Here is a 26,938-nt window from a genome sequence, read left to right on the forward strand (position 1 = left end):
ATTTGAACGCCTCCAGAAATTGATTTTTTAATTATTTATACTCTTCATCCAGATCAGCAACAAACGAGCGTTCTTTGATGGCAGCTTGATACCAGTAGCCGGATTTCTTCAAATGCCGACTTCGATCATTCTCCAGGTTAATTTCCACCAGTCCATAGCGATTTTTAAAAGCATTCATAGGAGAAACGTTGTCTGTAAAGGCCCACAGCATATAACCTGTACAGTTCGAACCATCCTCTACAGCTTGTAACGTGTAGTATAAATGCTCTGTTATAAAGTCAATGCGATAGTCGTCCTGAATGATGTGCTCCTCATTTTTGAAGACAACTTCATTCTCGATGCCCATACCATTTTCCGCGACAAACCACTCGATATTGTTATATTCGTTCTTGATACGCATCCCCATATCGTAAATGATTTTCGGATAAATCTCCCAGCCCCGTGACTTGTTCATTCTTTTACCCGGAAGATCGAAATGCTCATAGTAGTAAGAGGGATGAAAAGGGATATTTTCATTCCACGCCTTACTCTGCGCTTTGACCCGGTGGGGATAATAGAGATTGATCCCGACATAGTCAACGGTATGTTCCTTAATCACTGTTAGTTCTTCTGTGGTTGATTCAAATGTAATATCATGCTTGCTCATTAAGTCGAATAGTTCTTGCGGGTATTCGCCTTTAATAAGAGGGTCCAAGAATACTCGATTGTAAAATAAATCATACACATGTGCCGCGTACTGGTCATGAGGGGCGCTGGATCGGGCATAAGTAACTTCGGGATTCAGAATAACGCCTATTTTCGCCCCGTTCTGATTATAATTTTTTGCCTTGAAGAGTTGTACGCACTTCGCGGTTGCCAGTGTTTTATTATAATTCCATTGCATCCACTTCCGCGTATTTTGTTCATAGGGATAGCGAAGGGCATCCAGATAGACACGAGTCTGTACAACAATCGGCTCATTAAATGTAAACCAGTGTTTTACCCGATCTCCGTACCGTTCAAAAACCTTTTCCGCATATTTCACAAACAGTTCCACCACATGCTTGGAAGACCAGCCCTCATATTTGTCTAGCAAATAAGCGGGCACCTCGTAGTGCTCCAGACAAATCATGGGCTCGACCCCGCTTGCAATCAACTCGTCAATGACCCGGCTCATATAATCTGCATACGTTTCATCCACGACAACATTCTCATAATCCGTTAAGAAGCGGGACCAATTAATAGAAGTACGATAATGGGTCAGGCCAATCTGCTTCATCAGCGCAATATCCTCGGCGTAACGATTATAGAAGTCGGTTGCACCCGCAGGCCCATATCCATTGTGCCAGACATAGCGGTCATTTTTGTACCATTGGTCGAGAAATGAATCCTGACCTTCTTTTTTACCACTCCAGCCCTCTGTCTGCCAGGCGGAAGCCGCAGCACCCATGATGAAATTCGACGGAATTTGTATCGTATGTTTAGCCATTACATGCTTCTCCTTTTCGTTCTATTGATTCCCAAAGGCCCGTTAAGTAGGCCGCTCCCAGTGCACGGTCATACAGTCCATAGCCGGGCTTTCCTTGTTCTCCCCAGATCATTCTCCCGTGGTCAGGTCTTACATACCCTTCAAACTGATGACGATGCAGGATATGAATCAGCTCCGCCATATCTATGCTACCGGATTCTGACAGGTGCGCTGACTCTTCAAAATCACCATTAGGATAACGTTTGACATTACGTAGATGAACAAAATGAATCCTTTTTTGCGCGGCGTATTTGTCTAGCATTTTGGGTAAATCATTGTCTGATGAGCTGCCTAGCGAGCCACTGCAAAAGGTAATACCGTTATGCACGCTGGGCTGAAGCTCCAGCAGACGGTCAAAATCCGCTTCTTTGCTAAGAATACGCGGCAGACCCAGAACAGGCCATGGCGGGTCATCCGGATGGATCGCCATTTTCACGCCGACCTCTTCGGCTACGGGAATCACTTCTGCCAGGAAATAAGCTAGATTTTCCCAGATCCCTTCGGCTCCCAGTTGTTTATACTGTTTCATCAAAGCAGGAAGCTCTTTCTTTGGATATGATAAATCCCAACCTGGGAGTGTAAAATCAGCAATGATCGGCTCAATCTTTTTCAGTTCTTCCCCCGAGAAGGACAATGTCAATGATCCGTCGGGAAGAGGCTTGTCAATGACGGTACGAAACCAGTCAAAGGCAGGCATGAAATTGTAACAGACTACTTTTACCCCGGCATCACCCAGCCTTCTCAGCGTTTCTTTATAGTTGGCAATATAGTTATCTCTGGTGGGGAGTCCCAGCTTGATCGCTTCATGTACCGGAACGCTTTCCACGACTTCAAATGTAAGTCCCGCTTCCTCGATTTGCTGCTTGAGAGCAGTGATACGCTCCATAGGCCATACCTCTCCAGGCGGAACGGTATAAACCGCGCTTACAATTCCTTTGATATAGGGGACATGCCGGATGTAAGAGAGTGGAATGGAATCCTGCTCGCCATACCACCGAAAAGTCATTTTCACCATAATCAGCTTCTTCCTTTAAAGTTGGCGTTAACCTCAATCCATTAAGAATACGCTTTCAATTGAATGATATATTTCTATAGTAGCGCATTATTCAGCCGTTCGCTTGTTGGCAATTTTGACGAACGGGAAATAGATGATAATCGCTACCACAATACAAATGATCTGAGTTACGACGGCGCCAATGCTTCCACCTGTAGACAGGTAGGCATTAATAATAGGCGGAGTAGTCCATGGAACCATGACGACGGCCTTACCTGCAAATCCAAGCAACGTCGAAAAGTATCCAATCGTTCCTGTGATAAGCGGAGTAATAATGAAAGGGATAGCCATCAATGGATTCAACATAATCGGAAGTCCGAAAATGACAGGCTCGTTAATATTAAACAGGCCCGGTCCAAACGAAAGCTTGGTAATTTCCTTCATATCCTCACGCTTGGAGGCGATCATAATACAAATCAACAGGGCCAGCGTAATCCCTGAACCACCGATACTCATGTATACGTCCCAGAAAGGCATCGTAATAATGTTCGGAATCGGCAGTCCTTGCTCATAAGCAGTCATGTTGACGGTAATCGCTCCAAGCAGCAGAGGTTCACGAATCGGTTTTACCATTTGGTTCCCATGAATGCCGATCACCCAGAAGATTTGCGCAACCAGCATCAGTACCAGTATACCCGGCAGTCCTTGCACCACGGTCTCCAGAGGTTTTTGCACCACATTATAGACGGCATCATACAGGTAGAGACCTGTAAATTTATGAAAGAAGAATCCAAGCATCGAGAAGACAGTCACCGTAATGATGGTTGGAATGAGTGCAGAGAAAGAAACAGCCACATTGCTGGGAACACTTTCAGGCATTTTAATTTTTAGCTTATCGGACTTGCCCAGCTTGCTGTACAGCTCAACGGATAGAATGCTTATGAAAATACCTAAAAACAAGCTTTTGGTATCCGTAAACTGGCGGGCTATGACATCCGTTACTTTTTGCATTTCTCCGTTAACCATCAACTCTATCGTGGTTGGCGTCACAGATATAAAGCAGATTACAGCGAGTAGTCCTGGAAAGAGATTTTTCTCCCCGTTAATTTTTCCTAGCTCCAGACCAATCATGAAAATAGCCAGGATGGTAAGGATATTCAAGCTGGCATAGTTAATGCCTGAGAAAATCGGTTTGTACTCTGCCAGGAAGGAGAAAGGTTTAAAATGGGCCAGACCATTTACCGGGTCCATCACCATATTGGAAATCAGAACAGCAAAGGCACCCACAATGATGACAGGCATTAATGTGATAAAGGCTGATTTGATCGCTATAATATATTTAAAATTGTTGATTGCATTTGCCACTGATGTGAGGCCGTCAACCAGTTTGTCTTTGAAAGCCATGGGATAGCGCCCCTCCCTCTACGATTTTGGTACGAATTGATCAATACGTTCATACAGGTCTACAAACTCTGAGGCCATATCTCGAATGGTGATGGCATTCATCAAATGATCTTGAGCATGTACCATCATGACCGACATCTCTGTTTTTTCACCCGCTGCTTCCTTATTAATGATTCTGGTTTGAATTTTGTGGGAGGACACCAGTTCTTTTTTAGCTGAGGCTAATTCTTCTTTGGCTTCCTGAAACTTTCCCGCCTTTGCAAGCTCAATCGCCTCCATGGCCGAGCTGCGTGCATTCCCAGCGTATAATATAATTTGGAATACAATTTCTGTATCATCCATGTCCTCCATACTCATGTCGTGCTCTGTCGTTTCATCATTATTCATGTTTCTTATCTCCCTTCAAAAGATGCCTTCTGCTGTATGCTTATTATAATTTGGAATCGCTTTCAATTTAACGCATACTTTTTCCGCTTCTTAACGGAAAAATCGTCTCTTCTAAATGACTTCATCATCACCAAAAAAGGAGAGACCCCCGCCTTGCAGGCTTCAGGTTCCTCCTTTGCATTACATCAGCTATTTATATGCAGCACTTCTACGAATTCCGTGTACGTTTTGCAGCGGATAAGCTGCTGGACGAGCTTTTCATTATTTAAGATTTCAAGCAAAATATGATACATACTCTGTAAATCTTCTGATTTGGTGCGCTGTATGCAGAGCATACAAATAAACTGTACCGGTTTGCCATCCCAATCGATGGCTTTTTGTAATGTACAGATGGCCCAAAACGTGGAATCAGCGAAAGGTTCCATCGGATGCGGGATCGCGACAAAATTGCCAAATGAAGTTGGGGAAACAGCTTCACGCTCTACCACAGATTGCAGCAGCGGGCCTTTCACAAGATCGGCTTCGTGTATTTTGGCGGCTATAAATTCAAGCACTTGGAGTTTGTTATCAAACTTCTGCTGAAGAAAAACCAATTTTTTTCGTACATACTGCACAGCAGGAAGTCTTGCCTCTGAGATTGCTTGTTCAATTTTAGTGATATCGGAACCGCCCAAAAATGTATTCACATGTATCATGGGTACAGAAAGCGGTTCTGAAATGGGGATCGTGCTAATGACAAAGTCCAGTGTATCCAACGGCATTTGTTTAAGCTTATAAAATTCAGTGGTTCCCACGATATCCAACCTGGAACCGAAGACCGATTGAAGCTTATAATACAGCAGCTTTGCGCTGCCGAGTCCGGAAGCACATACGATCATGCACCTTTTGGGTGCGCCCTCCATTTTCTTTCTTTCCATCGCGACTCCGATATGAATGGCTAAATACCCAATTTCATTTTCCTCGATGTGTATATGAAGCCGTTGCTTGATGACTTCCGCAGCAATGATACCTGCTTCAAAGGCAAGCGGGTAATTGGCTTTGATTTCATCCAGCATAGGATTACGCAAATTCATTCCGTATTGATAACGGTTAATGACCGGTTTGAGGTGAAGACAAAAAGCAATCAGCAATTCCTTGTCGTTGTGAATGTTCATTTTCAACTGTTGATCAATTTGGTCTAGTATTTCAATCGTCAGTTCGTAGATATCTTTATCAATGATCTTTTTAATCTCCACTTCATCTAAATGGGCACTAACAACTGTCCTTACACCCAGCAGGTGCACAGCAATGTACGCAACTTCAACCAGTGGAAAGGAGTGCTTCATTTTTTGTTCTAATGCAGATACGATCTCAGTCGCCACCATAAACTCTTTCTGCGCTTCAATTTTTTTCATTTCTTGAGGATAATACGAAACATACCTTTCTTCACGAATACGCTTACATGCTATAGCAATATGAATGACCAGATTGTTCAAGGCAATGTCCGACAACTGAATATCATTGAACTCAATGCGATCCAGAATCACTTCTCTTATGCATTCCATCTCTTCGTTAGAGATCAGAGAAGGGTGGGGCATCTGCTGCTCGCCTATTTCATCTGTCCTACTGAATATATAGTCGGAAATGCAATAACGCAGCTTGGCCTCATTACCTTTGACTCGAATACCATGATACGGTCTATTCTCCAGAGAGAGTCCGTAAGTTGCCAGTAATTTGCGCAGTTCTTTGAGGTCATTCTGTAAAGTAGATCGACTAACATACAGGATCTCAGCTAAATCATCAAGTTTGATATATGCATTGGTGAGCAGCAGCTTTTTCATTAAAAAACGATTTCTCGCTTCAGAGGAATTCGCTAATGGATAGGGCACATTATGTTCATAATCCTTTAACTGCTTCAGCAGATGATGAAATTCTTGTTCGTCCCGAATCTCTAACTTGTAGCCCGATCCTTTGAGAGGTTTGACTGCTGCTCCATGCTTCGACAACAGCGCACCCAATTCCTTTAAATCCGTTCGTATGGTTCGAGAGGATACCTTCAATACATTTGCCAAGTGTTCTCCGTTGACCAACTGTTCTGCAACCAATATACGAAGAATATCAAAAATACGCAAAATGAGCCTCCTTCCATAGCTGTTCTGATGAACAGTATACAACGGTAGATTGGTTATGAAAAAGTGAAAAATTCGATTATACGATTGTATTGAAAAAGAGTGGTGTTGAGTATACAATTAAGATATAAGCAAATGATTATATAGAGAGAAGAGGTGATCATATTGGACCAACTGGCTTATGTAGCGGATCAATTAAAGCTATTGGGTGATAGAACACGGCTGACGATGCTCTCTTTGCTCCAAGAGAGGGAATGGTGTGTGTGCGAATTTGTCGAGATTTTTGATATTTCGCAACCGGGTATCAGCCAGCATCTAAGAAAGCTAAAGTCTCAAGGGATTGTAAAAGAAGCTCGACGCGGACAGTGGGTGTATTATTCTCTCAATGTGGAGGACAAGCCTCATATTCAAGCGGTCCTTCAATGTATGCCAGATGAGAAGCAAATTTTGAAGCTTTTAAATAAAGAAGAACCAACCGCTGCTTGCGGACCTGCTTCGAATTCCTGCTCCTGCTAAAGATTCGATGGAAAAGTTGCCTCTGTGAGCATGGAAAATGATGTCTGATATTTAAGCATATGCTTATAAAATGATTTAATATGATGTTACATCTTGGATCGGAGGTTTGAGCGTGTTATCGGTTTTCTTGGCATGCACTATTTTTCTGTTAACTTTGACGCTGGTGATATGGCAGCCCAAGAACCTGTCTATTGGATGGTCAGCCTGTGCAGGAGCAATTTTGGCTCTGCTTGTTGGCGTGGTTCATATTCAAGATGTGTGGGAAGTAACCCGAATCGTGTGGAATGCCACGCTGGCTTTTGTAGCTATTATTCTCATTTCATTGGTGCTGGATAAGATCGGACTATTTGAATGGGCCGCTTTACATATGGCGAGGGCTGCGCAGGGAAGCGGGGTCCGGCTGTTTATGTATGTGACTTTGCTGGGAGCGGTGGTAGCTGCTTTTTTTGCAAATGATGGTGCCGCTTTGATCCTGACTCCCATTGTGCTGGCGATGGTACGGGCGCTCAAGTTTGAAGAAACAAGGGTATTCCCTTTTATCATAGCCAGCGGCTTTATTGCAGATACGGCTTCGCTTCCGCTCGTCGTCAGCAATTTGGTTAACATCGTGACCGCCAATTTCTTCAACATCACATTTATGGAGTATGCAGGCCGCATGATTATTCCGAATTTTTTTTCTATAGCTGCGAGCATGTTGGTGCTGTATCTCTTTTTCCGTAAAGGCATTCCAAGGAAGTTTGATGTTGCTCATGTAACGGCTCCTGCTAAAGCGATTAAGGATGCGAAAATGTTCCGGCTTTCCTGGATCTTTCTGTCCCTCCTGCTTGCAGGTTATCTGATCAGCGAATTTTTCAACATTCCGGTTTCAGTAATTGTGGCAATCATTGCTGTTATTCTCTTATTTATTGCTCGTAAAAGTCCTGTGGTACCTGTAAAAGAAGTCATGAGAAGCGCGCCATGGGCCATCGTATTTTTCTCCATCGGGATGTACGTCGTAGTATACGGGTTGCGTAATGTGGGTTTGACAGATTTGCTAGCTCATCTTATTCAAGCGGCAGCAGACGAGGGGATGTTTGTGGCTACGATGGCTATGGGTTTTATGGCTGCCGTCATTTCGTCGGTGATGAACAACATGCCTACGGTCATGATTAATGCGTTGGCGATCCATGCTACGAACGCAACGGGAATGATCCGGGAGGCACTTGTTTACGCCAATGTAATCGGGTCGGATTTAGGGCCCAAGATGACACCCATTGGCTCCTTGGCTACGCTGCTCTGGCTGCATGTGCTTACTTCTAAAGGCATAAAGATTCGGTGGGGAACCTACTTTATAACAGGTGTAATTCTGACCTTGCCTACGCTTTTTTTCACGCTTTTGGGTTTGTATTTGTGGTTGACGATATTTTGATTTAAACACTAAAGGAGACGATCATCAGGCCGCCTACCCAGCGGCTTTATTTTAGAATCGTAGAGATAGCAGATAAAAGTAAACCTATGATCATAAAAATAAAGGACCATTTCCATCTGCCTTTTCTATCTTTCCCCTCGGGGTCCGCCGCCTGTTCATTATAAAAATTGGCACGCATACGGTCACCACTAACCCCTGTTCCACTTAAAATAATAGCGAGTATGATGAAGACCGCTCCTGTCCAGCTCACATAATCATATATCATGTTGAACCCCCCTCTTGTTATCTTCTCTATCACCCCATTTAGTTTACCTTATCATAGGTCATTCTAAGGCTAAACAAGATTTTCTTTCAATAACCTCTGTATTCACCAGAACCTGAGTATGATGCTTCTGATTGTTGTTAAGCCTCTCCATAAGCAACTTTACAGCAGTTTGGGCCAAAATATCCTTTTTCACATGAATGGTTGTGAGTTCCGGGCTAATAACCTTGGCCTCATGAATATTATCAAATCCCATAACAGAAATTTGTTCAGGCACGCGTATGTTCATGTCTTGAAACGTTTTAATGGCGCTGATCGCCATGTAATCATTTTCGCAAAATAATGCCGAAGGCAGCTCACCCAATTCATGAATAGCTGCTTTAAATGAATCCTGTGACATTACAAGCAGGGGATTCAAATCAAATGTAAGCCCATTTTCTATGGAAAGATTGTGTTCCTCCAAAGCTGCCATAAACCCTTCCTTTCGTTTTTTAAAGTTAAGAATTCTGGTACTGGATTGTACGTATCCTATTTTCTTGTGTCCTAACTGAATTAAATATTGACCTGCCTGATAGCCGCCAAGGTAGTTGTTAATGGATACAAAACTGGCATCGACGTGTTCAAAGCAGGTATCCAAAATAACGATATTGGAATGAATGGATTGTATAGAATAAATATCCTCGGGAGTTAAATTGGTGCCAAGCAGAAGCACCCCAGAGGAGGGGTGGTCTTTTTCCAGAGCAGATAATTCTTCTTCAAGGCTATGGCTATCAAAAGACGAAAAAATAAGGGTGTTTCCATGTTCTCTCACCTGATTGGTAATATGATGAATTAATTCATTAAAAAATGGAAGCGAGTCATAATGCTCTGTTACGATGTCTGTATTTTTGCACGCAACAAAACGAATCACATTGTAATTTTTAGAGAATTCCTTGTTTGTCTTCATGGTTCGTGGTTTATATTCATGTTCTTCAGCGATTTTCAAAATATGCTGCTTCGTTTCTTCGCTAACTCCGGGCTTATTATTAAAAGCAAGAGAGACGGCAGATTTCGAAACACCGGCAAGCCTTGCAATATCATCAATTTTCAATGTGGATCCTCCTATTGGACTAAACTACATAAATTATAACATTATTATACGAGAAAGTTTAGTTTATAAACTAAACTAAACTAAAAATTTGATAATTAAAAATATGTTGACCGATTATGATTTTTGATGTTAATATTCAGATGTAAAGCGCTTTAATTTAGTTTATTTTACGAAAAAAATATAAAATTAGTTTTTTAGTTTAGTTATATTTAGAAAAAAACAAGAATGTAGCAAGGAAGGAAAGGTGATTCATTTGAGATTAAACATTGCTGAAGATCAAAGAAGTTTTACAAAAGAGGGAGAAATTTTTTTTTATTTAGCTGATACGGTTTGGAGCGCGTTTACCAACGCAACCATTGAGGAGTGGAGTGATTACCTTGATTATAGGAAGATGCAGGGGTTCAATGTGTTGCAAATTAACATGCTCCGACAATGGGATGCTAGTGAATCGGACTTGAACCTTCAGCCGTTTGCTTTAATGGAGAATGGAGATTTTGACTACCATACATTAAACGAAGCTTATTTTGATCGGGCAGAAGTCATGATTAAGATGGCTGTGGTGCGCGGATTTATTCCAGCTTTGGTCCTTCTGTGGTGTAACTATGTACCGGATACATGGGCTAATATGTTTCAGAAGGACAATAAAATGCCGTTTGAATGTATTGAAAGCTATGTAACGTATGCAGCAAGTCGATTTTCCAAATTTAATCCTATTTTTCTGATCAGCGGGGATACCGATTTTCCGACAGAACGTGCCAACGCCTACTATTTAAAGGCACTGGAAATTGTACAACAAGTAAGCCCGGAAAGCTTAACTACTCTCCACATTCAAGGAAGATTGAAAGAAATCCCTGAAGTTTTTGAAAAACACAATGGACTAGGATTTTATATGTATCAATCCGGGCATAATTCACAATTTCAATATGTATCTCATGAGATTGCTCAACATTTTTATCATAAGTCGGATGTACGGCCTGTCATTAATGGGGAACCATGCTATGAACAGATCAGTTATAGTCGTAATGTGTATGGCAGATATACTGCACTGGATGCCAGAAAAGCAGCATGGCAGAGTCTCCTTGCAGGTGGGGGAGCAGGAGTAACATACGGAGCGCACGGAATTTGGAGCTGGCATAAAAAAGGGAAGAAATTCGGCATCGTAGAAGGGGAAGGCTTTGATAGTCCCTATGATTGGAGAACGGCATTACGTTTTGAAGGTGCATGGGATTATTCATTTATTAAATATCTGTTTGAAATGTATAAGCTTGTTGGCATTAGGCCGCTGGATATTGTTCTAAATAAGACAGAAGAGATTAGAGCCGCCGGAAACGAGAATACCGTAGTTTTGTATATTCCGGTTAACACAAAGGTGCGGTTAAGCATAAATGTGCAGGATTACAAGTTTACAACGATTGATTTAGCGGAGAAACGATTTGCACAAACGGAGGTGTACGTTCAGGATGATCAATCCGTCATGGAAATGCATAGTTTTGAAAATGACGTCGTGATCATCGGGACAAAATAAAACAAAAGACGAACATGATGGCAGCTATGATCGTGGGTAAGCTTGCAGGCGGTATAAGCGTCATAATTGTCGCTGCTATTGCACATCGAGCTACTACAAATAGAAAAATAGAAAGCGCATCCAAGAAGGAGTGAATATGATGGATCACAAAAAAACAGCCGTAGAAGTATTAAGTTCAGTGGGAGGAAACGAAAATGTAAACAGTGTAATTCACTGTGTAACCCGATTGAGGTTTAAATTGAAGGATAATCAATTACCTGATAAGGAACAAATCAAGCAGATTGATGGCGTCATTACTGTCGTAGAAAGCGGCGGACAATTTCAGGTGGTCATCGGGAATGAGGTTCCTAAGGTATACGAAGCTCTTTTGGAGACGATGGGAGTAAAGCCAGATCAAGCGAGTCAAGAAGAGCAAAACAATGAGAAATCCAGTTTATTCAGCCGATTTGTCGATGTGATCTCAGGCGTGTTCATGCCCGTTGTAGGCGTACTCGCCGCTGTGGGGATTCTAAAAGGACTGCTGGCCTTATGCACATCCCTGGGCTGGATGACGGATCAGATGGGCACATATAAAATTTTATACGCGACAGCAGACGCTATGTTTTATTTCTTTCCGATTATTCTAGGATTTTCAGCAGGTAAAAAATTTGGAGGAAACCCGTACCTGTCTGCTGTTTTGGGGGCCGCCTTGGTGTATCCGACCATGACTTCCGCCTTTACGGATAAAACGGCGCTGTCCTTTTTGACCATACCTGTTGTTCTGATTAATTATACTTCTTCTGTTATACCTATCATTATTGGAGCATTTTTGGCAGCTAAGGTCGAAAAAATGATAAGTAAGTATGCACCTGTCTCCATTAAAATGTTCATTGTGCCTTTTCTGACCTTGGTCATCATATCACCGATTGTTTTTCTGGTTGTCGGACCGATATCAACTATAGTCAGCGATGGGTTAGCCAATGGCTCCATGTGGATTTACCAGTTAAGTCCAGCTGTAGCTGGTCTCGTTCTGGCCGGGTTCTGGCAGGCCATTATTATCTTTGGTCTGCATTGGGCATTTATTCCAATTCTCCTGAACAATGTAGTTACGAACGGGTTTGATCCGATTAACGGGATGCTGTTCTGTACTACTTTTGCTCAAACCGGTGCGGCCTTTGCCATTGCTTTGAAATCACGTGACCCTAAATTAAAACCTATTGCCACTTCTGCTACAATTGCGGGGGTGATGGGAGTTACGGAACCAGCTATTTACGGGGTCACGCTACCTGCCAAAAAGCCGTTTATTTTAGCTTCCATTGCCGCAGGTATAGGGGGAGCCACAGCAGGTTTTCTGGGATCAACGGCATATGGTTTTGCCTCAGGCGGCGTTTTCGGTATTCCTCTGTTCATTAATCCAAAAGGTATAGATGCAGGTTTCATCGGCTTTATCATATCTTTGGTTGTGGCTTTTGTACTCGCATTTATCCTGACCTATCTTTTCGGCTATAAAAATGCTAAACCAACGCCTGAGATTAAGGTTGCAGATGAAAGCAAAGTGGAGGAAAAAGTGGTATTCAGTCCTTTGAACGGTGAATTGATTCCTTTAACCGCTGTAAAAGATGAGGCTTTCTCCAGTGGTGCGATGGGTCAGGGAGTGGCTGTTATTCCGAAAGAAGGGGTGGCCTATGCGCCGTTTAACGGAACGGTTGTTACCGTTTTCAAAACAAAGCATGCGATCGGACTTATCTCTGAGGATGGTGTTGAACTGCTCATTCACATTGGAATTAATACAGTAAGCCTGAAGGGAGAACATTTCACTTCTTTTGTCTCTGAAGGGGATGCCATTCAAAAAGGAGACAAGCTGGTTGAATTTGATCCAGAGGCTATAGCAGGTGAAGGATATGATCTCACCACATCCATCATTGTAACCAACTCAGCCGTGTACACGGATATCATCGTTGAAGGGAAAAAGGATATCCATGCTGGAGATTCGTTATTAAATATTAGATAGTTGCCAAATATAAAGTGCTAAAAAAGGAAATTCGTGAAGCTGACGATGACCGGTGTGTTAGATAACACGGGTTGTCGTCAGTTATTTTTTTAGGATAATGGTTTCTGTATCGCCTTGGATGGAGACCTGCGCCGTTTTGCCACGTCCGGTCTGTTTATGATCTGAACAGGCAGATTGCGGCCAGCTTTTCATTATCTCCGGGCGAGAAAATATTCGAGCGGGAGAATCGTTTTTACGTCTCGTATCCGATTGTCCTGCTTGTGAGAGAAGGGGCCGCTATACCGCACATTCCACTGGCTCAAAGTACAGCGGATATGGACTGGAGCCAGATTGAATGGCGGATATACGGAGCACCGGGGAAACTCGAAGGTACAGAGCTTATTGCGATTCCCCAGGCACCCGTACCCGTGGTGGTGGAAGTGGTGTTTGAAGCGGTCAACGGATGCATTACGGCAACTTCTGATGGAGTACAGACGGCAACATGGAAGGTGACTTTTTCGGACATTCGCTAAAATAATAAATTACCTCACGCCCAGCGCATTCATCATTTGCCGGAAGGATTGCACATATTTATCCGGTGCTAACAGGTCGACGATCCTTGTCAGCCCCTTCTGGCGAATGGATTCGCGTTGTGGCACGTTGTTCATCAGATCCAGTCCCTCCAATACCGCCTGCGAGATATTTCCTTGCGTATAAAATTTACCCGTTACGTTGTGGTCGATGAAGGTTCGCACCCCGTCAGAATCAGAGCTGAGTACGGGGCAGCGGCAAGCCATGGCCTCAGCTACGGCGTACCCAAAACCCTCTACCAGCGAAGTGGACAACAGATACCCGCCTGAATCGCCAATCATGGAGTAATACAGAGGCATTTTGGCATGAGGCACGTTGTTGAAACGTTCTACAATGGAGGACAAGCCAAGCTGTGTCATCATATTCTCGAATTGTATCTTATCCTCTGGCTGGGAGAGGGTATCATCATAGAACATCCAGATGCGAAGATCCGCGCGGTTTTGCAGCATCCAGTAAGAGATATCGAGAAAATGCCTCCAGTTTTTGTTCGGCTCCAGTCGCCCAATCCATGCAATGACCGGGCTGGTCGGGGGAGTGTTAAGGACATACTGAAATATGCTGGTATCCAGCACGTTCGGAAATGCATAACGATCAAGCCAAGGGCACATGCTGGAAAACAGTTCGACCAGATGTGTAGTGGTGGGCAGCAGTACTGCATTGGCGTATCTTTGAAGAAACGGTGTGGCTTCGCCTACTACCAATGCAGCTTCCACGTGCAGACCGAAGCCCTGTGATTCATAGATTAGCACACCCTGATAGCCTAACATGCGCAGTTTGGCGAGCATCTGGTAATCCGACGAGACGACGATGGCATCGTAACGGTGAGTGTGTATCAGACTACGAATATCTTCCTCGGAGGAAGTCATAAACACGGGAATATCCCCATGCAAGTTTTGCATCCCTGTACCCTGCTGATAGTAGAGAAGATGGCATTCAATCCCGTCTTGGCTGAGCACCTTGCAGCGTTGGCGGTTCAAGGTTTCCACGCCGCCGCTGGGTATATAAAAGGTAAATAGAACTTTGATCTCAATAACCCCCTTCGGCCAATCGAAAGCTTCTTATATACCAAGGTATTCCAGCAAAAGGACGGGGTGTGGGTATCTATGGAAGCCTGGATTGAATCAGCATATAATTGTGGCTGAGGCGGGAATCCTCGGGGGAGCGCTCCACTGCTTCTCTGGCAAAATCACATGCTTGGCGCAGTAGTCCCAACTCATAACAGGGGAGGGCTCCGAGATCATATAGTGTTGCGTCCCAGCAAAAATGCTCCTGCATGTAGGTATCCGGGCGTGTTGTAATACGCAGTGCTTCCTCGACCATATGATAAACGGCAGGCCAGTTCCGGTTACGATAGGCAAGCTGGGCCATTTCGGTGTAAGGCTCACGCAAATGTGGGGCTTCGGCAATAGCGCGGTGCAGCCATCGGGTAGCCTCCTGCCATTGTTGATTTGCGACATAGGCTCGGGAAATGTAGCGTATGGAGGCGCTGCGTTCGTCCTCCCAGGTTGCTTGCGGCATGGCCAGATGGCGTTCCAGTGTAGCGATGCACTCCTCCCAACTGCCATGATACATATATTCCCGCCCCAGATAGTGCATGTTGCGATTATCCTCGGGAAATTCACGTACGGACTGCTCCAGCAGCGGAAGGTATTGGCTTCTGGACTTGTGCGGATCGGGATCATGGTACAAGCGGAGCTGGTCGGATCGGATGCTGCGTTCCTCACCCTCCCCGATATATTCAAGTACCTCGTGAACGGGACGTATCCAGTGGTAGCCGTGGCGAGTGTGTATTTTTTCCTTCCAAAACCATGTATAGGGGCTGTCTTGCCCGGGCAGGCCATGAGTAAAGGCATACAGTATCCGGGTTGTCCCTTGGGCCCAGTTCTTTTCCAGCCTTTCTCGCCAACCTTCCTCCCATACTTCATCCAAATCCGTACATACACAAATATCCACATCATGGGGAACCAGTCGCAGGGATTCATTGCGGGCGTTATCAAAGCGCCATGGAGCTACTTGGACGGGACGCACCTCTGCTCCTGCCTCTCGCAGCAGGGAAACGGTGTTGTCCGTAGAGCCAGTATCCGCCACAATGACGATATCGGCCTCCCGCATGGAGCGCATCCAGCGCTCGGCGAAACGAGCTTCATTTTTACTGATGGCATAGACAGTTACCTTGTATCGATTTCGGTGTTTCTCTAGTGAAGACGGATCGGCTGGATGAAGTGGTTGCATCTTGCTTGCTCCTCCTTTAATTGTAAGATGGTGGGGATGGGCAAGAAAAGTACGTCTATTCTGGAGAGTTCAGGATGGAGCTGAATAGCTGCCGATTATGCAGCACATGCGGGTCGTTGGGGACGTACGTTGCAGCTTGTTCATTGTGCCAATTCGCACGTGTATAGTCTTTCAGACGATAATGGCAAATGCATAGCTGTATATGGGGGAACCAGGTTCGATACGCATCCTGTACTGGACCCATCGTGTCAGCGGGCTTCAGAACGGTAGCCATGTCGTACCAATAGACGGCTTTGGAGGCTTCATTTTTGTCTAAAAAATAATGACCCATTCGGCAACATAGATCCGTTCTGGGTGTATCAAAGATCAGGCTTTTGAGAGCCGCAGTAATACTTTGCTCCATTTTGCCGAGCGATTGCAGGCAGTCGGCCAGTTTGCCACATGCACTAATGGCATCCTCCACCCAACATTGTCCGGTATCCAGAAAATTCTGATAGATTTGCACTGCTTTTTCATACTTTCCGTTATCCCTTAGCTCGTTGGCGTAGTAGTAGAGGTCGCGGGGCGCGAAGTTGTGACCTTGGGTGAGCTGTTTTTCGTAGATTCGCAGATTGCGTCCAGGGGAGGTGGTATGGGTTCGGGTATGAGTCACGGCAATATCTGCATGCTAGATGTTTCCTTCTACCGCCAGATATTCATGCACGGCCCCATGCCAGCGGAACCCTGCTGACTGTCTGACCAGTCGGTTTCGACGAAAATGCAGCGTGACATTGCCGTGATTATCAAAGGCATAGTGATATTTCATAGACACCGAATCCACGGTTGGTGTAGTTGTAGGGTCAAGGGTATGTTTCAGCTCAAGCAATTTAGCGGCATCCTGTTTCTCCAGCATGTCATCGGCATCCAGCCAGAGAATAAATTCTTGCGTAGCCTGCTCAAAGGAATAATTACGGGCAAGGGCAAAATGGTCCACCCATTCAAATGGAAAAATACGATCTGTGAGGATGCGGCATATGTCCAGGGTCCGATCCTGTGAACCCGTGTCGATGATATTGATTTCATCCACAATATGATGGACGGATTCAAGGCAACGACCAATGGTATTCTGATCGTTTTTCACGATCATGCACAGGCTGATACTGATCAATGGTGCATCACTCCTTTGGAAGCAATCAAGCGGGTTTAATTCAAGCGTTCATAGTCGCTTTTACATAAGTTGCGATTTAGAGAAGCCCTGCCGCATTTGCGGCAGGGCAAGGTTAGACAAAGCCAAACATCATGGGCGGCGGTTTTGTCGTTAAGATATGGAAAGACTAAGGTCCGGTCGGTCCAGTGGGTCCGGTCGGCCCTGTCGGTCCGGTTGATCCTATAGGTCCAGTAGGTCCCACGGGACCGGTATCGCCTGTCGGTCCGACAGGTCCTGTGGCTCCGGTGTCACCCGTAACTCCGGCAGGTCCAGTAGCACCTGTAACGCCAGTAGCTCCGGTCGGTCCCGTAGCGCCCGTGTCGCCAGTAGCTCCGGTCGGCCCTGTAGCGCCGGTGTCGCCTGTCGGCCCAATAGGGCCCGTAAATCCAAGACCGAACGGCCCTGTCGGTCCAGTAGGTCCCACGGGTCCGGTATCGCCTGTCGGTCCGACAGGTCCTGTGGCTCCAGTGTTACCCGTAACCCCGGCAGGTCCGGTAGCACCTGTAACGCCAGTAGCTCCAGTTGGCCCGGTAGCCCCGGTATCGCCTGTCGGTCCGACAGGTCCTGTGGCTCCGGTGTCACCCGTAACTCCGGCAGGTCCGGTAGCACCTGTAACGCCAGTAGCTCCAGTTGGCCCGGTAGCCCCGGTGTCACCGGTAGGCCCCGCAGGTCCTGTTGGTCCAACGGCTCCAGCCGCGCTCGCTTTAACAAGAGCAACGGCATCAATGGCCACATCAGCGGAGTTAGCCAAGGCAGCTTTGCCAATCACCAAAAAGGCATAAGCTGCGTTCGCTGGAACAGGAGCCGTTACTTCATACAGGCTTTGCCATGTTCCATTAACAGCGTCCGGCAATGTGCCTGCGCTCAAATAGGTAGTTAGCCCCGTGCCAAGGAAGGTAAACGCTGCGTCATAGTAGTACAGGAAAATGTTGACTTGAGGATTGAACTGGCTTCCTATTTTTGCGGCTGACAGGCTTAACGTATAGCTTTCGCCCGGAGCAGCAAAAACGACCTGGGAAAGAGATGCATCCACCGCGCCTCCTGCCAGAATCGCACTATAAAAGTTTGTCTTTTTAACGGATAGGTTAGTGACCGTCACATTGACTGAGTTCCAAAAAAGTGTTGATCCGACTTCGAAGTCGCCGTTTGAGATTAGATTGGTAAACAATACGCTCATCGCTTTTTTATACACTCCCTTCACACGTTGTAATGTTAGTAAATGCGAAGGAGAACCAATGCGAACCGTACAAGTTTACGAGGGTAAAAGCGTATCTTTCGTTCACATTTTAGACACATTATTTTAAGCTTATATTTAAGTGACTTTAAGCTGCAGCTATATGTGTGGGATTAACATTAGAGTTTAAAAATGTTGCATGAGGCGCATGAGGGAACCAGAAAGAGCAGTTTTGCGAAGGATTTGAGCTTACGATCGCTGTTGTCGTGGGATTCTCTTTGATTGTATAAGACATGAGAAGGTAATAATCCCACGGCAAAGGCGAGCGCTATCGCTTCTCCAGCTTCAAATCCCCCGCTACGCAACATTTTGGATGTGTGAAAAGGGAATAGAGTTGTTTGGACGAATGGGTAGTTACACTGGAAGACTATGATTATGATAAAAGAAAGGGTGAAGCGTGTGCTCAAGGTGCAGCAGGTGAGCAAGTGGTATGAGGGTAACCGGGGCGTACATAAGCTGGATTTTGAAATGCAGCGTGGCGAGATTGTTGGGTTTCTGGGGCCTAATGGTGCAGGCAAAACGACGACGATGCGCATGATTACAGGGTATCTCCAGCCGAATGAGGGAGTGATTACGATTGATGGCATCCCGATTCAGGATCAGGGCAGACAGGCTCGTTCCAAAATCGGTTATTTGCCGGAAACGCCCCCTCTGTATGGAGATATGTCCGTTCGATCCTATTTAAAGTTTGTGGCAAGCATTCGAGATGTGCCTGCGAGAGAACAAAAGCTGCGCATTTCCGAGATGATTTCCCGGCTTGGCCTGAACGGGCGTGAAAAGCAACTGGTACGCAGTTTGTCCAAAGGGTATAAGCAGCGTTTGGGACTGGCGGGGGCGATTATTCATAATCCGGATTTGCTGGTGCTGGATGAGCCGACCTCAGGTTTGGACCCGAATCAGATTCTCGAAATTCGCCAGCTCATTCAGGAGATTGGAGAAAATCATACGGTGCTGCTCAGCACACATATTTTGCCCGAGGTGGACGCCTTGTGTAATCGGGTTCTTATCATCCATGAGGGTGAGTTGGTGCTGGATGGACGGCCTGAGGCGCTCGGCGGTTCGATGGAAGACGGATTTAAGGTAAAAGTAGAGGTCAAAGGCAGCCGTGAGCAGGTGCTGAACGTTCTTCGCGGTTGGGGGAAAGTAGAGGTGGAGCTATTAACATCTGGCCTGTCTCAAGCTGACACGAAGCAGACTGTAACTGAGGAAGATTTGACCGGATGCTTACTGACAGGCGCTTCCAGTGAGGATTTCCGCGAGGAGCTTTTTTATGTGCTGTCTGGTGCGAAGCTTCCGATTTTGGAGTTGAAAAAAGAAAGCCTCAGCTTGGAAAATATATTCCAGCAGTTAACAACTCGCGAATCAAAAGCAGGTCAGGCCGATCAAGTGAATGTAGTGGAACAAGTCCAGCATTCGACGGAAAATGAAATTTCCGCAGGTGTTGCTGAGGACAGCCAAGAAGCTGCGTCTGGCAACAACAAAGCCGGGCAAGACAAGGGCACAGGAGGTGAGCGGGCATGAGGCGTTTGTTCGCGGTCTGTCAAAAAGAGCTGCAAGCCTATCTATGGACGCCGACAACGTATTTTGCGCTTGCGGTGTACATGCTGCTGACGGGGTTGCTCTTTTACACGAATTTTGTCATGTATCAGCCTAGCATCTTGGATTATCGGCTGGTACTCGGTGACACGCTGTCCATGCTGGTGTTTGTCGTCCCACTGCTCACGATGAGGCTGGTTGCGGAGGAATTCAGGCAGGGTACGGATGAGCTGTTACTTACCTCGCCTGTGAGTGTGACGGAAATGATTGTAGGTAAATTTCTGGCGTCGCTGGGCATGCTGCTGATTTTGGTGCTGTGCAGCCTTGCGTATCCGGTCGTGATGTCCTTTTACGGGTCGCTGGACTGGACACTCGTATTTACATCCGCAATCGGTCTGTTTATGCTGGGTGCAGCCATGATGGCCATTGGTCTGTTCGCTTCGACGCTTTCGCAGCATCAGATGATGTCCGCGGTCGTCAGCTTTATTATTTTGCTTGTATTTTGGATGCTGGATTCGTTTGGTGGACAAACAGGCGCGTCTGCGGCATTGCAGCAATGGCTGGAGCCTTTTTCACTAACCGCACGGTTTGACAGCTTCACCAAAGGATTGCTGAACGGAGCCGATGTGCTGTATTACGTGACGGTGGCGGCGCTCTTTTTGTTATTCAGTATTCAGGTGGTCGAACGGAAACGGTGGAGGTGATGAACATGAAAAAATGGCTGGGTCATACAAACAGTGTGGTATTGTCGGTTGCTGCTGTAGGTATTTTTATTTTGCTGACGTTGTTTCTGCGTTCGCTGGGAGGCTTTCAGCTGGATTTGACGGCAGGCAAACAGTATTCGTTGTCTGATCAGACATTGACGGCCATTCAGGGAGTGAAGGAAGACGTGCGTCTGATTGCTTTTACCGTATCGACTTCGCAAAATCAAAAGCTGAACCGGGACGTTACGGATATGCTGAGGGAATACGCCAAGCGTAACAGCAAGCTCAAGGTCGAGCAATATGATCTGAATCAGGAGCCGCTGCTGGCCAAGGAATACGGTGTCACCGAAGCATCCATCGTGCTGGTTCAGGGTGAGAAGAAACGTGTTATTGATATAGGTAGTCTGTTTACACAGGCACAGGGAAGTAGCGAGGGGGCGTACCAGTTTACAGGAGAAGAAAAGCTGACCAGCGGACTGCTGGGGCTATCGTCTACCCGCCAGGGAAAAGCCGTTTTCCTGACCGGACATGAGGAAATCCCCTTGTCCCAAATGACCGGATTGAGCAATTCACTGGCGCAGGATAATGTGAAAACAGAAGAAGAGCAGCTCAATCAGGCGGGTAGCGTGCCTAAAGATGCATCGGTGCTGGCTATTGTTGGGCCGCAACGGGATATCAGCGCGACGGAGCTGAAAAGCATTCGCACCTATTTGGAGGGTGGTGGAAAGCTGTTTCTGGCGTTGGGCTTTCATCCGAACATGCAATCGGACTGGAAAAACCTTGACGCACTGGCGGCTGATTACGGTGTGAAGGATACACATGCGATCGTGGTGGATCAGGAGCAGACGAATACGCTTGGACCTCTGTTTACAGTGCCTACCTTTGGCAGTCATGCGATTACGGATAAGCTGGCTGCGTCCAATCTGTACCCGGTGCTTTCGCTGTCCATTGCTCTGCAAGCAGGGGAACAGAAGAATTGGAAGACTACGGCCTTGCTCAAATCTTCTGCCGCCAGCTATGGAGAAACGAATATTCAAGGGCTGCTGAACAACGAAACACAGAAGGATAACAAGGACCCGCAGGGGCCGCTTGATCTGGGTTACGCGGTAGATGGCAAGGACGGCAAGCCTAAAGCAATTATTCTCGGAACGTCGGCCCTTCTGAGCGACACCGAGATCAGCACGGGAGGCAATCGGGATTTTGTCCTGAACAGTCTGAATTATGTACAGGAACAATCTGACGGGCTTACCATTCGTCCTCGTCAGGAGCAGGATTATAAGGTGGTTTATTTGACTCCTGCGCAAGCGAAGACTATATTGACCCTATCCGTGATCGGATTGCCGTTGTTGTTCGCGGCAGCCGGAATCTTATTATGGTGGAGGCGAAGAAGAGCATGAGAAAATGGATACCCACAGTGCTGCTGTTAGTTGTATTGGGAGCGGGTATAGTCTATGCCAAGAGCCAAAACTTTTTTCGTGAACAAGCTCCTGCAGCTCGCCAGTTGGTTCAGCTTACGCAGGGGAATATTTCGTCTTTTGCTATAACAGGGAAGGAAGGCAAGTCGGTCGAACTTACACAACATGATGGCAAATGGAGCATGAGCAAGCCTCGGTCTTATCCGTTAAACGGCTATACGATTGATAATTGGTTAGCCGCTATTCAAAACGTGAAGCTCGGTGAGGTGGTGGAATCTTCTCCAAAAGACGTAGCCAAATACGGAATCAGCGCTACCAACAACCAAATTCAGATCAAGACCAAGGATGGAAGCGAGCATACTTTTGCTTTTGGTGAAACGCTGCCTTCCGGTGATGCTGTCTATGTGCTGTCAGATAAAAAAGAAGTGGCTTCTGTACCTATGGACGCTCTTTCCGGGTTGCTACTGGGTGCAGCCGATTTTACGGATACGACGCCGTTCGACTGGGATGATGACAAGCTGAGCGGACTGGAGTGGGAAGGTCAGTCAGCCTCCTGGATGCTCAAGTCTTCCGGTGACGGAGGAACGGGGGAAAGCTCTTCCACAGCTTGGACGCTGAATGGAAAGTCGGTAACCAGTGATGTGGGGACGTCCTTATCACAGCAAATCAAGAATCTGGCCAGCAGCCAGTCTTTGCGCAAAGCATCCGAACTGAACAAACCTGTTCATCGCTTTACGCTGAGCGTATCGCTGGGCAAGCAGGACAATCCACAGTTGGTGTATCAGGGCTGGACGGTAAACGGTGACCCGGATACTGTATGGGTTGTGCCACCGCAAAGCAACTGGGCGTATGGGCTGTCGGCATCAGACTTGGAGCGTATTGAACAAGCTGGACATGACCAGGCTCAAACTGGAAAATAAACGTTAGAAATAGTAATGCACGGCAAAGAGGCTCCATCGGCGAGGATCGTCGGTTGGAGCTTCTTTGTGTTCGTTATTCGTCAGGCTTTCTGCTTTTGGAAGAATGCTGGTTCCCATCGTTTAATTCCTTAATGACCTCAATCAGCTCATGAAGCGAGAGATCCAGCTTATCCAGTTTTTCTTCCATGGTGTGCAGGATGTGCCGCAACAAAATAAAGCAAAGACCTGCCGGAAAGCCTACGTTGGTTATGATAGAAAGAGCATCATCTATCTGCAATGGTTTCCCTCCTTTTTAGCCATATATAAAGGAAGGTAAATAAAAAGAACCGTATACAACCGACCCAAAAAATAGTATAATAAATAAGAACAAATGTTCTGTTTTCGTTGTAAAATATGTTCTCAAATTACCCTATAATATGAGGATTTCGAAAAGTCAAATCCAAAGAGAAAGGGTGGTTTATGATGAATCAATCTCAGCTAACATTGGTTGAACAATATCGTAAAAAGCTGTACCGTATTGCATGGAGAATTCAGTATCGTGCCCGGGTACAAACGAATCATGAATTTGTTATGGAAAAGAACGAAGCCGTCGCTACTCCATCTTTTACAGACTCTGCAAACTCTAAAATGTACACTCTACAGCTCATTAACTCTCTACCATCTGAGATCGGAAAAACCATCATCTTTGACCTTTACATACTAGACAAAACCGAAGCACAGATTGCAAGAGAACTGAAGCTATCCCAACAGGCGGTGAATAAATGGAAAAAGAAAATGCTGAATCAATTATCTCAGATGCTGAGTTCATCAAACTGCTCAAATTAGCACGAGGCGGAGATCAGGAAGCTATGAGCAGTATACTTCATCTGTTCGAGGAAGATATTCAGAAAACCAGTCGGTATATCCGAATGTCCCGGGAAGATGCCGTCCAAAGTATTGTGACTGATTTTATAGAAGATCTGAAGCGTGACGATATTTGAAGTGATTAAGCCAGACGTGAATATTATGCTACAGACAAGAAAAGGTGCAGGCTTTTGAGGGCCTGCACCTTCCTGTTTTATACGTACATGATATCGATGAATACGTGGGATAATTTAATCAACATACTTATTCCCGTCAGTGTCAATATAGACGGATTGAACCGCTGTACGGCGGTATGGATAGCCAGCTTCTGTCGTACCGTTAATTTCATAGGTTATGGAATAGATGCCAGGCTTGTCCGCTTTGGACAGCTCGATTTGTCCAGTGGGGTTAACGGTTTTTTGCTGTACCGTCAGACCTTTGGTCGCAGGAGTCATTCCTTGCTGTGGGTCACCGTAGTATTGAACCTGGTAGGTGACTTGTGTAACGCTGTCCTTAGAATCCTGTGGTTCCAGATTCAGCTTCGGACCTACGACATTAAGCTTGTATTTTAGTTCAGGCACCTGAGCAGCATGGTAGCGAGCGATCAGAAGATACGCTCCTTTATCAGGAATCGTGGCGTTCAGTTTATAGATACCCGGTTTTGGATTTTTAATGACGGCGTTATGATGCCAGGCACCAGCAAAAATTTCGTCATCATAACCTGCTTTCAGATTAACGATCTCGCTGGTACCGTCAGGCTTGGTCAGCTCAAGTTTACTTACACGTTTATCGCTGATCCAGTCCAAATCAATGAATTTGACGCCATTTTCAACGGTGAGGATTTCGGAGGCTTTTCCGTTATAGTCTCCGCCGCGGATAAAGTATGAATTGTCGATCTCGCTATAGGTGGATGTTAAAGCGGAAGCAGGCAGGGAAGATGCTGCTGAAAGTGCTTCAGTATCCTGATTCAATGCTGGAGTATTCGCTTGGAGGTAAGGTTGGATCAGGGAGAAGACGTAAGATCCGGTACGAACTTTGGCATGATCCCAGGACCCGACTTTGACTACACGTCCACCAGGAAGCTTGGCATTGTCGACTGTGACTACTCCATCATTCTTGCCAAAGGATGAAAGGTAAAGTCCGCCCAGTATGTAGGAAGCGCTGCCGTCGGACCAGTTATCACCAGCAAATGTGAAGAACGGGATTGTAGTTGCGTTGCTGAGTGCATCGGTCTTGGATCGGAAATACTTCATATAAGAGGTTTGTAAAGTAGAGGTGCCGGGATTTTGTGAGCCAACAATATCTGCCAGCCACCCGGCCCAGCTACTGTAGGCGAGATCTGCAAGTTGTGAGCCATGATGGGGACTGCTGAGGGTGATCACACGTTGTACATAGGGAGTGGCTCCGTTATATGCAAGAGCAGTTTGAGTATCCACTCCACCTTTGCTGTGGGCAATGATGATGAGTTTTTTTCCAAAGTGATTACTAATGACCTTGATTTTGTCGGCTAAAAGCTTACCATTGTCCCACATATCCTGTGAGGTGCCGTTGGCATCGTACAGATTAACGGTGGCCGTCTGGTATCCGGCGTCACGTGCGCGCTGAAGCATGTCGTTATTATTATTCCAGACTTCCGCGCTGCTGTTCAAACCATGTACAAATAATAGTGCGGGCTTGGCAGGATCAACGCGATTAGGTGGTGGGCCTTCTGCCCAGCTTCCTCCAGGATCTTTTGGGGGTTGGGGTGTAGTGGAGCCTGCAAAAGCGCCGACGGGGACAAGAGTGACGGATAACAAAAAAATGAGCATCCAAACGGTGATCTTTTTCAAACTGAAAATCCTCCTTTGTAAAATAAAGTATTTTTCAAACTTATTATACATGCCATCTTGTGGTAAATCATCAATTGTATTTCATTTTTACATTAAAATTTTATTTTTTAGTCATTTTTTAGTCAGGATAGCCCTGAGAATCATAGCGCATCCTATTCTCGTCACACATTTTATATGTATGGAGGATGAGTTCATGCCAGGGACTAAGAAGGTAATCAGTTTAACGATTTCTGCTGCTTTGCTCGCCAGTATGGCTGCTTTGACAGGGTGTGGGACTGCGAATCATAACGTCCGCACGAACACTACCCGCTATAACGCGCAAAGTACACATCATATGGATGGTGTGAACCGTTTCGGAGCTAAGTCCAACGGTATGGACGGGATGCGTTTAAACCAAAACGCCAATGGAACCGGACACCAAATTGGTAATTTGCAAGTCGATCGCAATTTGTCCAAACGCATAGCCGAGCTGCCAGAGGTAAAATCTGCGACGGTGCTGGTCGGTGATCGTAATGCTTATGTAGCGGTTTCCTTGAAGGACCAAGCCAATGGAACAGGCACTGGCACTTCAGGCGTTAAAGGTACGGGGCATTCCATGAATACACATGGTACCACTACACAGGGCACGACTACACAGGGCACGACTACACATGGCATAACTACACATGGGATTAATGGTACAAGAGGTAACTATACCACCGATGGTACAGCGCCGGGACTTACAGACAATGGAGTTAACGGTCCCGGAACCCCTGCGCGTCGTGGCGATGGATTGTACGGCACGATGGGTACGGGTTCTTATGGTATGATTCGTGGCTTGACGGACGGTACCCGCACGGATATCGGACGCACAGATGGAACTACAGTGGAAGGCGCAAGAACTGCATATGAGCCTAACACGTTGACCGAAGCTGTCAAAAGTCGTATCTCCAACAAGGTGAAGCAATTCGCACCTTCGATTGAACAGGTATATGTATCGGCTAACCCCGATTTTGTAAAGCATACCACTGACTTTACACGCAGTGTGCAAAACGGTCATCCGATCAAAGGAATGAGTGCCCAATTGGCGGATATCATCCAACGGGTATTCCCGACTCCTGCTGCTGGTGCAACTCATCCAACAGATGGATCAACAACCGCACCAACTCGTCCACAAAATTATACCCCTGCACCTATGAATCATCGCTAATTCACCACATATATGTGTAATGCCAAAGAAAGAGCTATCCATCTCGGCGAAATCGCTGAGGGATAGCTCTTTGGTTTAGGGGGAATCAT

At 46.0% G+C, this 26,938-nt stretch carries 24 protein-coding genes and 1 pseudogene; 12 read left to right on the forward strand and 13 right to left on the reverse strand.

Going from position 1 to position 26,938, the window contains the following annotated elements; all coding sequences use genetic code 11:
- Positions 1-31 precede the first annotated feature (31 nt).
- From ACQ4MX_RS21110 to ACQ4MX_RS21130, 5 genes are all read right to left on the reverse strand, one after another.
- Positions 32-1,468 (reverse strand): glycoside hydrolase family 1 protein, encoded by a 1,437-nt coding sequence (locus ACQ4MX_RS21110; RefSeq protein ID WP_431087139.1) that lies wholly within the window; start codon positions 1,466-1,468, stop codon positions 32-34.
- The gene (gene uxuA / locus ACQ4MX_RS21115; protein WP_431091376.1) at positions 1,461-2,519 is read right to left on the reverse strand and encodes a mannonate dehydratase; all 1,059 of its coding nucleotides are present in this window, start codon (positions 2,517-2,519) and stop codon (positions 1,461-1,463) included. The genes ACQ4MX_RS21110 and uxuA overlap by 8 nt, the downstream gene beginning before the upstream one ends.
- A 90-nt stretch (positions 2,520-2,609) precedes the next feature.
- Positions 2,610-3,905: a PTS sugar transporter subunit IIC gene (locus ACQ4MX_RS21120; RefSeq protein WP_134912936.1), complete on the reverse strand. Its 1,296-nt coding sequence runs from the start codon at positions 3,903-3,905 to the stop codon at positions 2,610-2,612.
- Positions 3,906-3,923: 18 nt separating this feature from the next.
- Complete coding sequence (locus ACQ4MX_RS21125; protein WP_431087140.1) at positions 3,924-4,292, reverse strand: PTS lactose/cellobiose transporter subunit IIA; 369 nt, start codon at positions 4,290-4,292, stop codon at positions 3,924-3,926.
- Positions 4,293-4,477: 185 nt separating this feature from the next.
- Positions 4,478-6,403 carry a BglG family transcription antiterminator gene (locus tag ACQ4MX_RS21130; RefSeq protein WP_431087141.1) on the reverse strand — a complete coding sequence of 642 codons (1,926 nt, stop codon included), beginning with the start codon at positions 6,401-6,403 and terminating at the stop codon, positions 4,478-4,480.
- Positions 6,404-6,565: 162 nt separating this feature from the next.
- Here ACQ4MX_RS21130 and ACQ4MX_RS21135 point away from each other — a divergent pair, with 162 nt between their 5' ends.
- Together ACQ4MX_RS21135 and ACQ4MX_RS21140 are read left to right on the forward strand one after the other, a co-directional pair.
- Positions 6,566-6,916: an ArsR/SmtB family transcription factor gene (locus ACQ4MX_RS21135; RefSeq protein ID WP_134912938.1), complete on the forward strand. Its 351-nt coding sequence runs from the start codon at positions 6,566-6,568 to the stop codon at positions 6,914-6,916.
- Positions 6,917-7,028: 112 nt separating this feature from the next.
- The gene (locus ACQ4MX_RS21140) at positions 7,029-8,324 is read left to right on the forward strand and encodes an arsenic transporter (protein WP_431087142.1); all 1,296 of its coding nucleotides are present in this window, start codon (positions 7,029-7,031) and stop codon (positions 8,322-8,324) included.
- A gap of 46 nt (positions 8,325-8,370) precedes the next feature.
- Here ACQ4MX_RS21140 and ACQ4MX_RS21145 read toward each other — a convergent pair whose 3' ends face one another.
- On the reverse strand, positions 8,371-8,589 hold the full coding sequence (locus ACQ4MX_RS21145) for a DUF5316 family protein (RefSeq protein ID WP_431087143.1): 219 nt from the start codon (positions 8,587-8,589) through the stop codon (positions 8,371-8,373).
- A 58-nt stretch (positions 8,590-8,647) separates the two neighbouring features.
- A complete protein-coding gene (locus ACQ4MX_RS21150; protein ID WP_431087145.1) occupies positions 8,648-9,676 on the reverse strand; it encodes a LacI family DNA-binding transcriptional regulator in 1,029 nt (342 codons plus the stop codon).
- Positions 9,677-9,920: 244 nt separating this feature from the next.
- Here ACQ4MX_RS21150 and ACQ4MX_RS21155 point away from each other — a divergent pair, with 244 nt between their 5' ends.
- From ACQ4MX_RS21155 to ACQ4MX_RS21165, 3 genes are all read left to right on the forward strand, one after another.
- Positions 9,921-11,201 carry a DUF4038 domain-containing protein gene (locus tag ACQ4MX_RS21155; RefSeq protein WP_431087146.1) on the forward strand — a complete coding sequence of 427 codons (1,281 nt, stop codon included), beginning with the start codon at positions 9,921-9,923 and terminating at the stop codon, positions 11,199-11,201.
- Positions 11,202-11,340: 139 nt separating this feature from the next.
- Positions 11,341-13,191 carry a beta-glucoside-specific PTS transporter subunit IIABC gene (locus ACQ4MX_RS21160; RefSeq protein WP_431091377.1) on the forward strand — a complete coding sequence of 617 codons (1,851 nt, stop codon included), beginning with the start codon at positions 11,341-11,343 and terminating at the stop codon, positions 13,189-13,191.
- Positions 13,192-13,451: 260 nt separating this feature from the next.
- The gene (locus tag ACQ4MX_RS21165) at positions 13,452-13,703 is read left to right on the forward strand and encodes a hypothetical protein (RefSeq protein ID WP_431087148.1); all 252 of its coding nucleotides are present in this window, start codon (positions 13,452-13,454) and stop codon (positions 13,701-13,703) included.
- 9 nt (positions 13,704-13,712) lie between these two features.
- On the opposite strand, the gene ACQ4MX_RS21170 is transcribed toward ACQ4MX_RS21165, so the two are convergent.
- The 4 genes and pseudogenes from ACQ4MX_RS21170 to ACQ4MX_RS21185 form a co-directional block, all read right to left on the reverse strand.
- Positions 13,713-14,747: a glycosyltransferase family 4 protein gene (locus tag ACQ4MX_RS21170; RefSeq protein WP_431087149.1), complete on the reverse strand. Its 1,035-nt coding sequence runs from the start codon at positions 14,745-14,747 to the stop codon at positions 13,713-13,715.
- Positions 14,748-14,862: 115 nt separating this feature from the next.
- A complete protein-coding gene (locus ACQ4MX_RS21175) occupies positions 14,863-15,993 on the reverse strand; it encodes a tetratricopeptide repeat-containing glycosyltransferase (protein WP_431087151.1) in 1,131 nt (376 codons plus the stop codon).
- 55 nt (positions 15,994-16,048) lie between these two features.
- A pseudogene (locus tag ACQ4MX_RS21180) lies at positions 16,049-17,140 on the reverse strand (glycosyltransferase).
- A 166-nt stretch (positions 17,141-17,306) separates the two neighbouring features.
- A complete protein-coding gene (locus ACQ4MX_RS21185; protein ID WP_431087153.1) occupies positions 17,307-18,356 on the reverse strand; it encodes an NTTRR-F1 domain in 1,050 nt (349 codons plus the stop codon).
- Between the two features lie 432 nt (positions 18,357-18,788).
- Between ACQ4MX_RS21185 and ACQ4MX_RS21190 the strand changes: the two genes are divergently transcribed.
- Genes ACQ4MX_RS21190 through ACQ4MX_RS21205 form a run of 4 tightly spaced genes read left to right on the forward strand, consistent with a single transcriptional unit; the run spans position 18,789 to position 22,988 of the window.
- Positions 18,789-19,934 carry an ABC transporter ATP-binding protein gene (locus tag ACQ4MX_RS21190; RefSeq protein ID WP_431087155.1) on the forward strand — a complete coding sequence of 382 codons (1,146 nt, stop codon included), beginning with the start codon at positions 18,789-18,791 and terminating at the stop codon, positions 19,932-19,934.
- Positions 19,931-20,653, forward strand: a complete 723-nt coding sequence (locus ACQ4MX_RS21195; protein WP_134912943.1) for an ABC transporter permease — start codon at positions 19,931-19,933, stop codon at positions 20,651-20,653. Before ACQ4MX_RS21190 ends, ACQ4MX_RS21195 begins: the two co-directional genes overlap by 4 nt.
- A 5-nt stretch (positions 20,654-20,658) precedes the next feature.
- On the forward strand, positions 20,659-22,050 hold the full coding sequence (locus tag ACQ4MX_RS21200; RefSeq protein ID WP_431087156.1) for a GldG family protein: 1,392 nt from the start codon (positions 20,659-20,661) through the stop codon (positions 22,048-22,050).
- Positions 22,047-22,988 (forward strand): DUF4340 domain-containing protein, encoded by a 942-nt coding sequence (locus ACQ4MX_RS21205; RefSeq protein ID WP_431087157.1) that lies wholly within the window; start codon positions 22,047-22,049, stop codon positions 22,986-22,988. The genes ACQ4MX_RS21200 and ACQ4MX_RS21205 overlap by 4 nt, the downstream gene beginning before the upstream one ends.
- A gap of 73 nt (positions 22,989-23,061) precedes the next feature.
- Here ACQ4MX_RS21205 and ACQ4MX_RS21210 read toward each other — a convergent pair whose 3' ends face one another.
- Positions 23,062-23,265, reverse strand: coding sequence for a hypothetical protein (locus ACQ4MX_RS21210; protein ID WP_431087158.1), 204 nt, complete (start codon positions 23,263-23,265; stop codon positions 23,062-23,064).
- 185 nt (positions 23,266-23,450) lie between these two features.
- On the opposite strand from ACQ4MX_RS21210, the gene ACQ4MX_RS21215 reads away from it, so the two are divergent.
- Complete coding sequence (locus ACQ4MX_RS21215; protein WP_431091378.1) at positions 23,451-23,813, forward strand: sigma-70 family RNA polymerase sigma factor; 363 nt, start codon at positions 23,451-23,453, stop codon at positions 23,811-23,813.
- 23 nt (positions 23,814-23,836) lie between these two features.
- The gene (locus tag ACQ4MX_RS21220) at positions 23,837-23,968 is read left to right on the forward strand and encodes a hypothetical protein (protein ID WP_252361499.1); all 132 of its coding nucleotides are present in this window, start codon (positions 23,837-23,839) and stop codon (positions 23,966-23,968) included.
- A 114-nt stretch (positions 23,969-24,082) separates the two neighbouring features.
- On the opposite strand, the gene ACQ4MX_RS21225 is transcribed toward ACQ4MX_RS21220, so the two are convergent.
- On the reverse strand, positions 24,083-25,660 hold the full coding sequence (locus ACQ4MX_RS21225) for an esterase/lipase family protein (protein WP_431087159.1): 1,578 nt from the start codon (positions 25,658-25,660) through the stop codon (positions 24,083-24,085).
- A 193-nt stretch (positions 25,661-25,853) separates the two neighbouring features.
- Here ACQ4MX_RS21225 and ACQ4MX_RS21230 point away from each other — a divergent pair, with 193 nt between their 5' ends.
- Positions 25,854-26,849, forward strand: a complete 996-nt coding sequence (locus tag ACQ4MX_RS21230) for a YhcN/YlaJ family sporulation lipoprotein (protein WP_431087160.1) — start codon at positions 25,854-25,856, stop codon at positions 26,847-26,849.
- Positions 26,850-26,938 lie beyond the last annotated feature (89 nt).

Origin of the sequence: Paenibacillus sp. 8b26 (assembly GCF_050626875.1) — a bacterium.
Lineage (GTDB): Bacteria > Bacillota > Bacilli > Paenibacillales > Paenibacillaceae > Paenibacillus.

Excerpts from the sequence above, each read along its gene's own strand:
- ACQ4MX_RS21125 (WP_431087140.1), bottom strand. The coding sequence starts at position 4,292 with ATGAATAATGATGAAACGACAGAGCACGACATGAGTATGGAGGACATG.
- ACQ4MX_RS21230 (WP_431087160.1), top strand. The coding sequence starts at position 25,854 with ATGCCAGGGACTAAGAAGGTAATCAGTTTAACGATTTCTGCTGCTTTG.
- ACQ4MX_RS21200 (WP_431087156.1), top strand. The coding sequence starts at position 20,659 with ATGAAAAAATGGCTGGGTCATACAAACAGTGTGGTATTGTCGGTTGCT.
- ACQ4MX_RS21215 (WP_431091378.1), top strand. The coding sequence starts at position 23,451 with ATGAATCAATCTCAGCTAACATTGGTTGAACAATATCGTAAAAAGCTG.
- ACQ4MX_RS21175 (WP_431087151.1), bottom strand. The coding sequence starts at position 15,993 with ATGCAACCACTTCATCCAGCCGATCCGTCTTCACTAGAGAAACACCGA.
- ACQ4MX_RS21110 (WP_431087139.1), bottom strand. The coding sequence starts at position 1,468 with ATGGCTAAACATACGATACAAATTCCGTCGAATTTCATCATGGGTGCT.
- ACQ4MX_RS21205 (WP_431087157.1), top strand. The coding sequence starts at position 22,047 with ATGAGAAAATGGATACCCACAGTGCTGCTGTTAGTTGTATTGGGAGCG.
- ACQ4MX_RS21160 (WP_431091377.1), top strand. The coding sequence starts at position 11,341 with ATGGATCACAAAAAAACAGCCGTAGAAGTATTAAGTTCAGTGGGAGGA.
- ACQ4MX_RS21220 (WP_252361499.1), top strand. The coding sequence starts at position 23,837 with ATGAGCAGTATACTTCATCTGTTCGAGGAAGATATTCAGAAAACCAGT.
- ACQ4MX_RS21195 (WP_134912943.1), top strand. The coding sequence starts at position 19,931 with ATGAGGCGTTTGTTCGCGGTCTGTCAAAAAGAGCTGCAAGCCTATCTA.
- ACQ4MX_RS21145 (WP_431087143.1), bottom strand. The coding sequence starts at position 8,589 with ATGATATATGATTATGTGAGCTGGACAGGAGCGGTCTTCATCATACTC.
- ACQ4MX_RS21120 (WP_134912936.1), bottom strand. The coding sequence starts at position 3,905 with ATGGCTTTCAAAGACAAACTGGTTGACGGCCTCACATCAGTGGCAAAT.
- ACQ4MX_RS21190 (WP_431087155.1), top strand. The coding sequence starts at position 18,789 with ATGATAAAAGAAAGGGTGAAGCGTGTGCTCAAGGTGCAGCAGGTGAGC.
- ACQ4MX_RS21185 (WP_431087153.1), bottom strand. The coding sequence starts at position 18,356 with ATGAGCGTATTGTTTACCAATCTAATCTCAAACGGCGACTTCGAAGTC.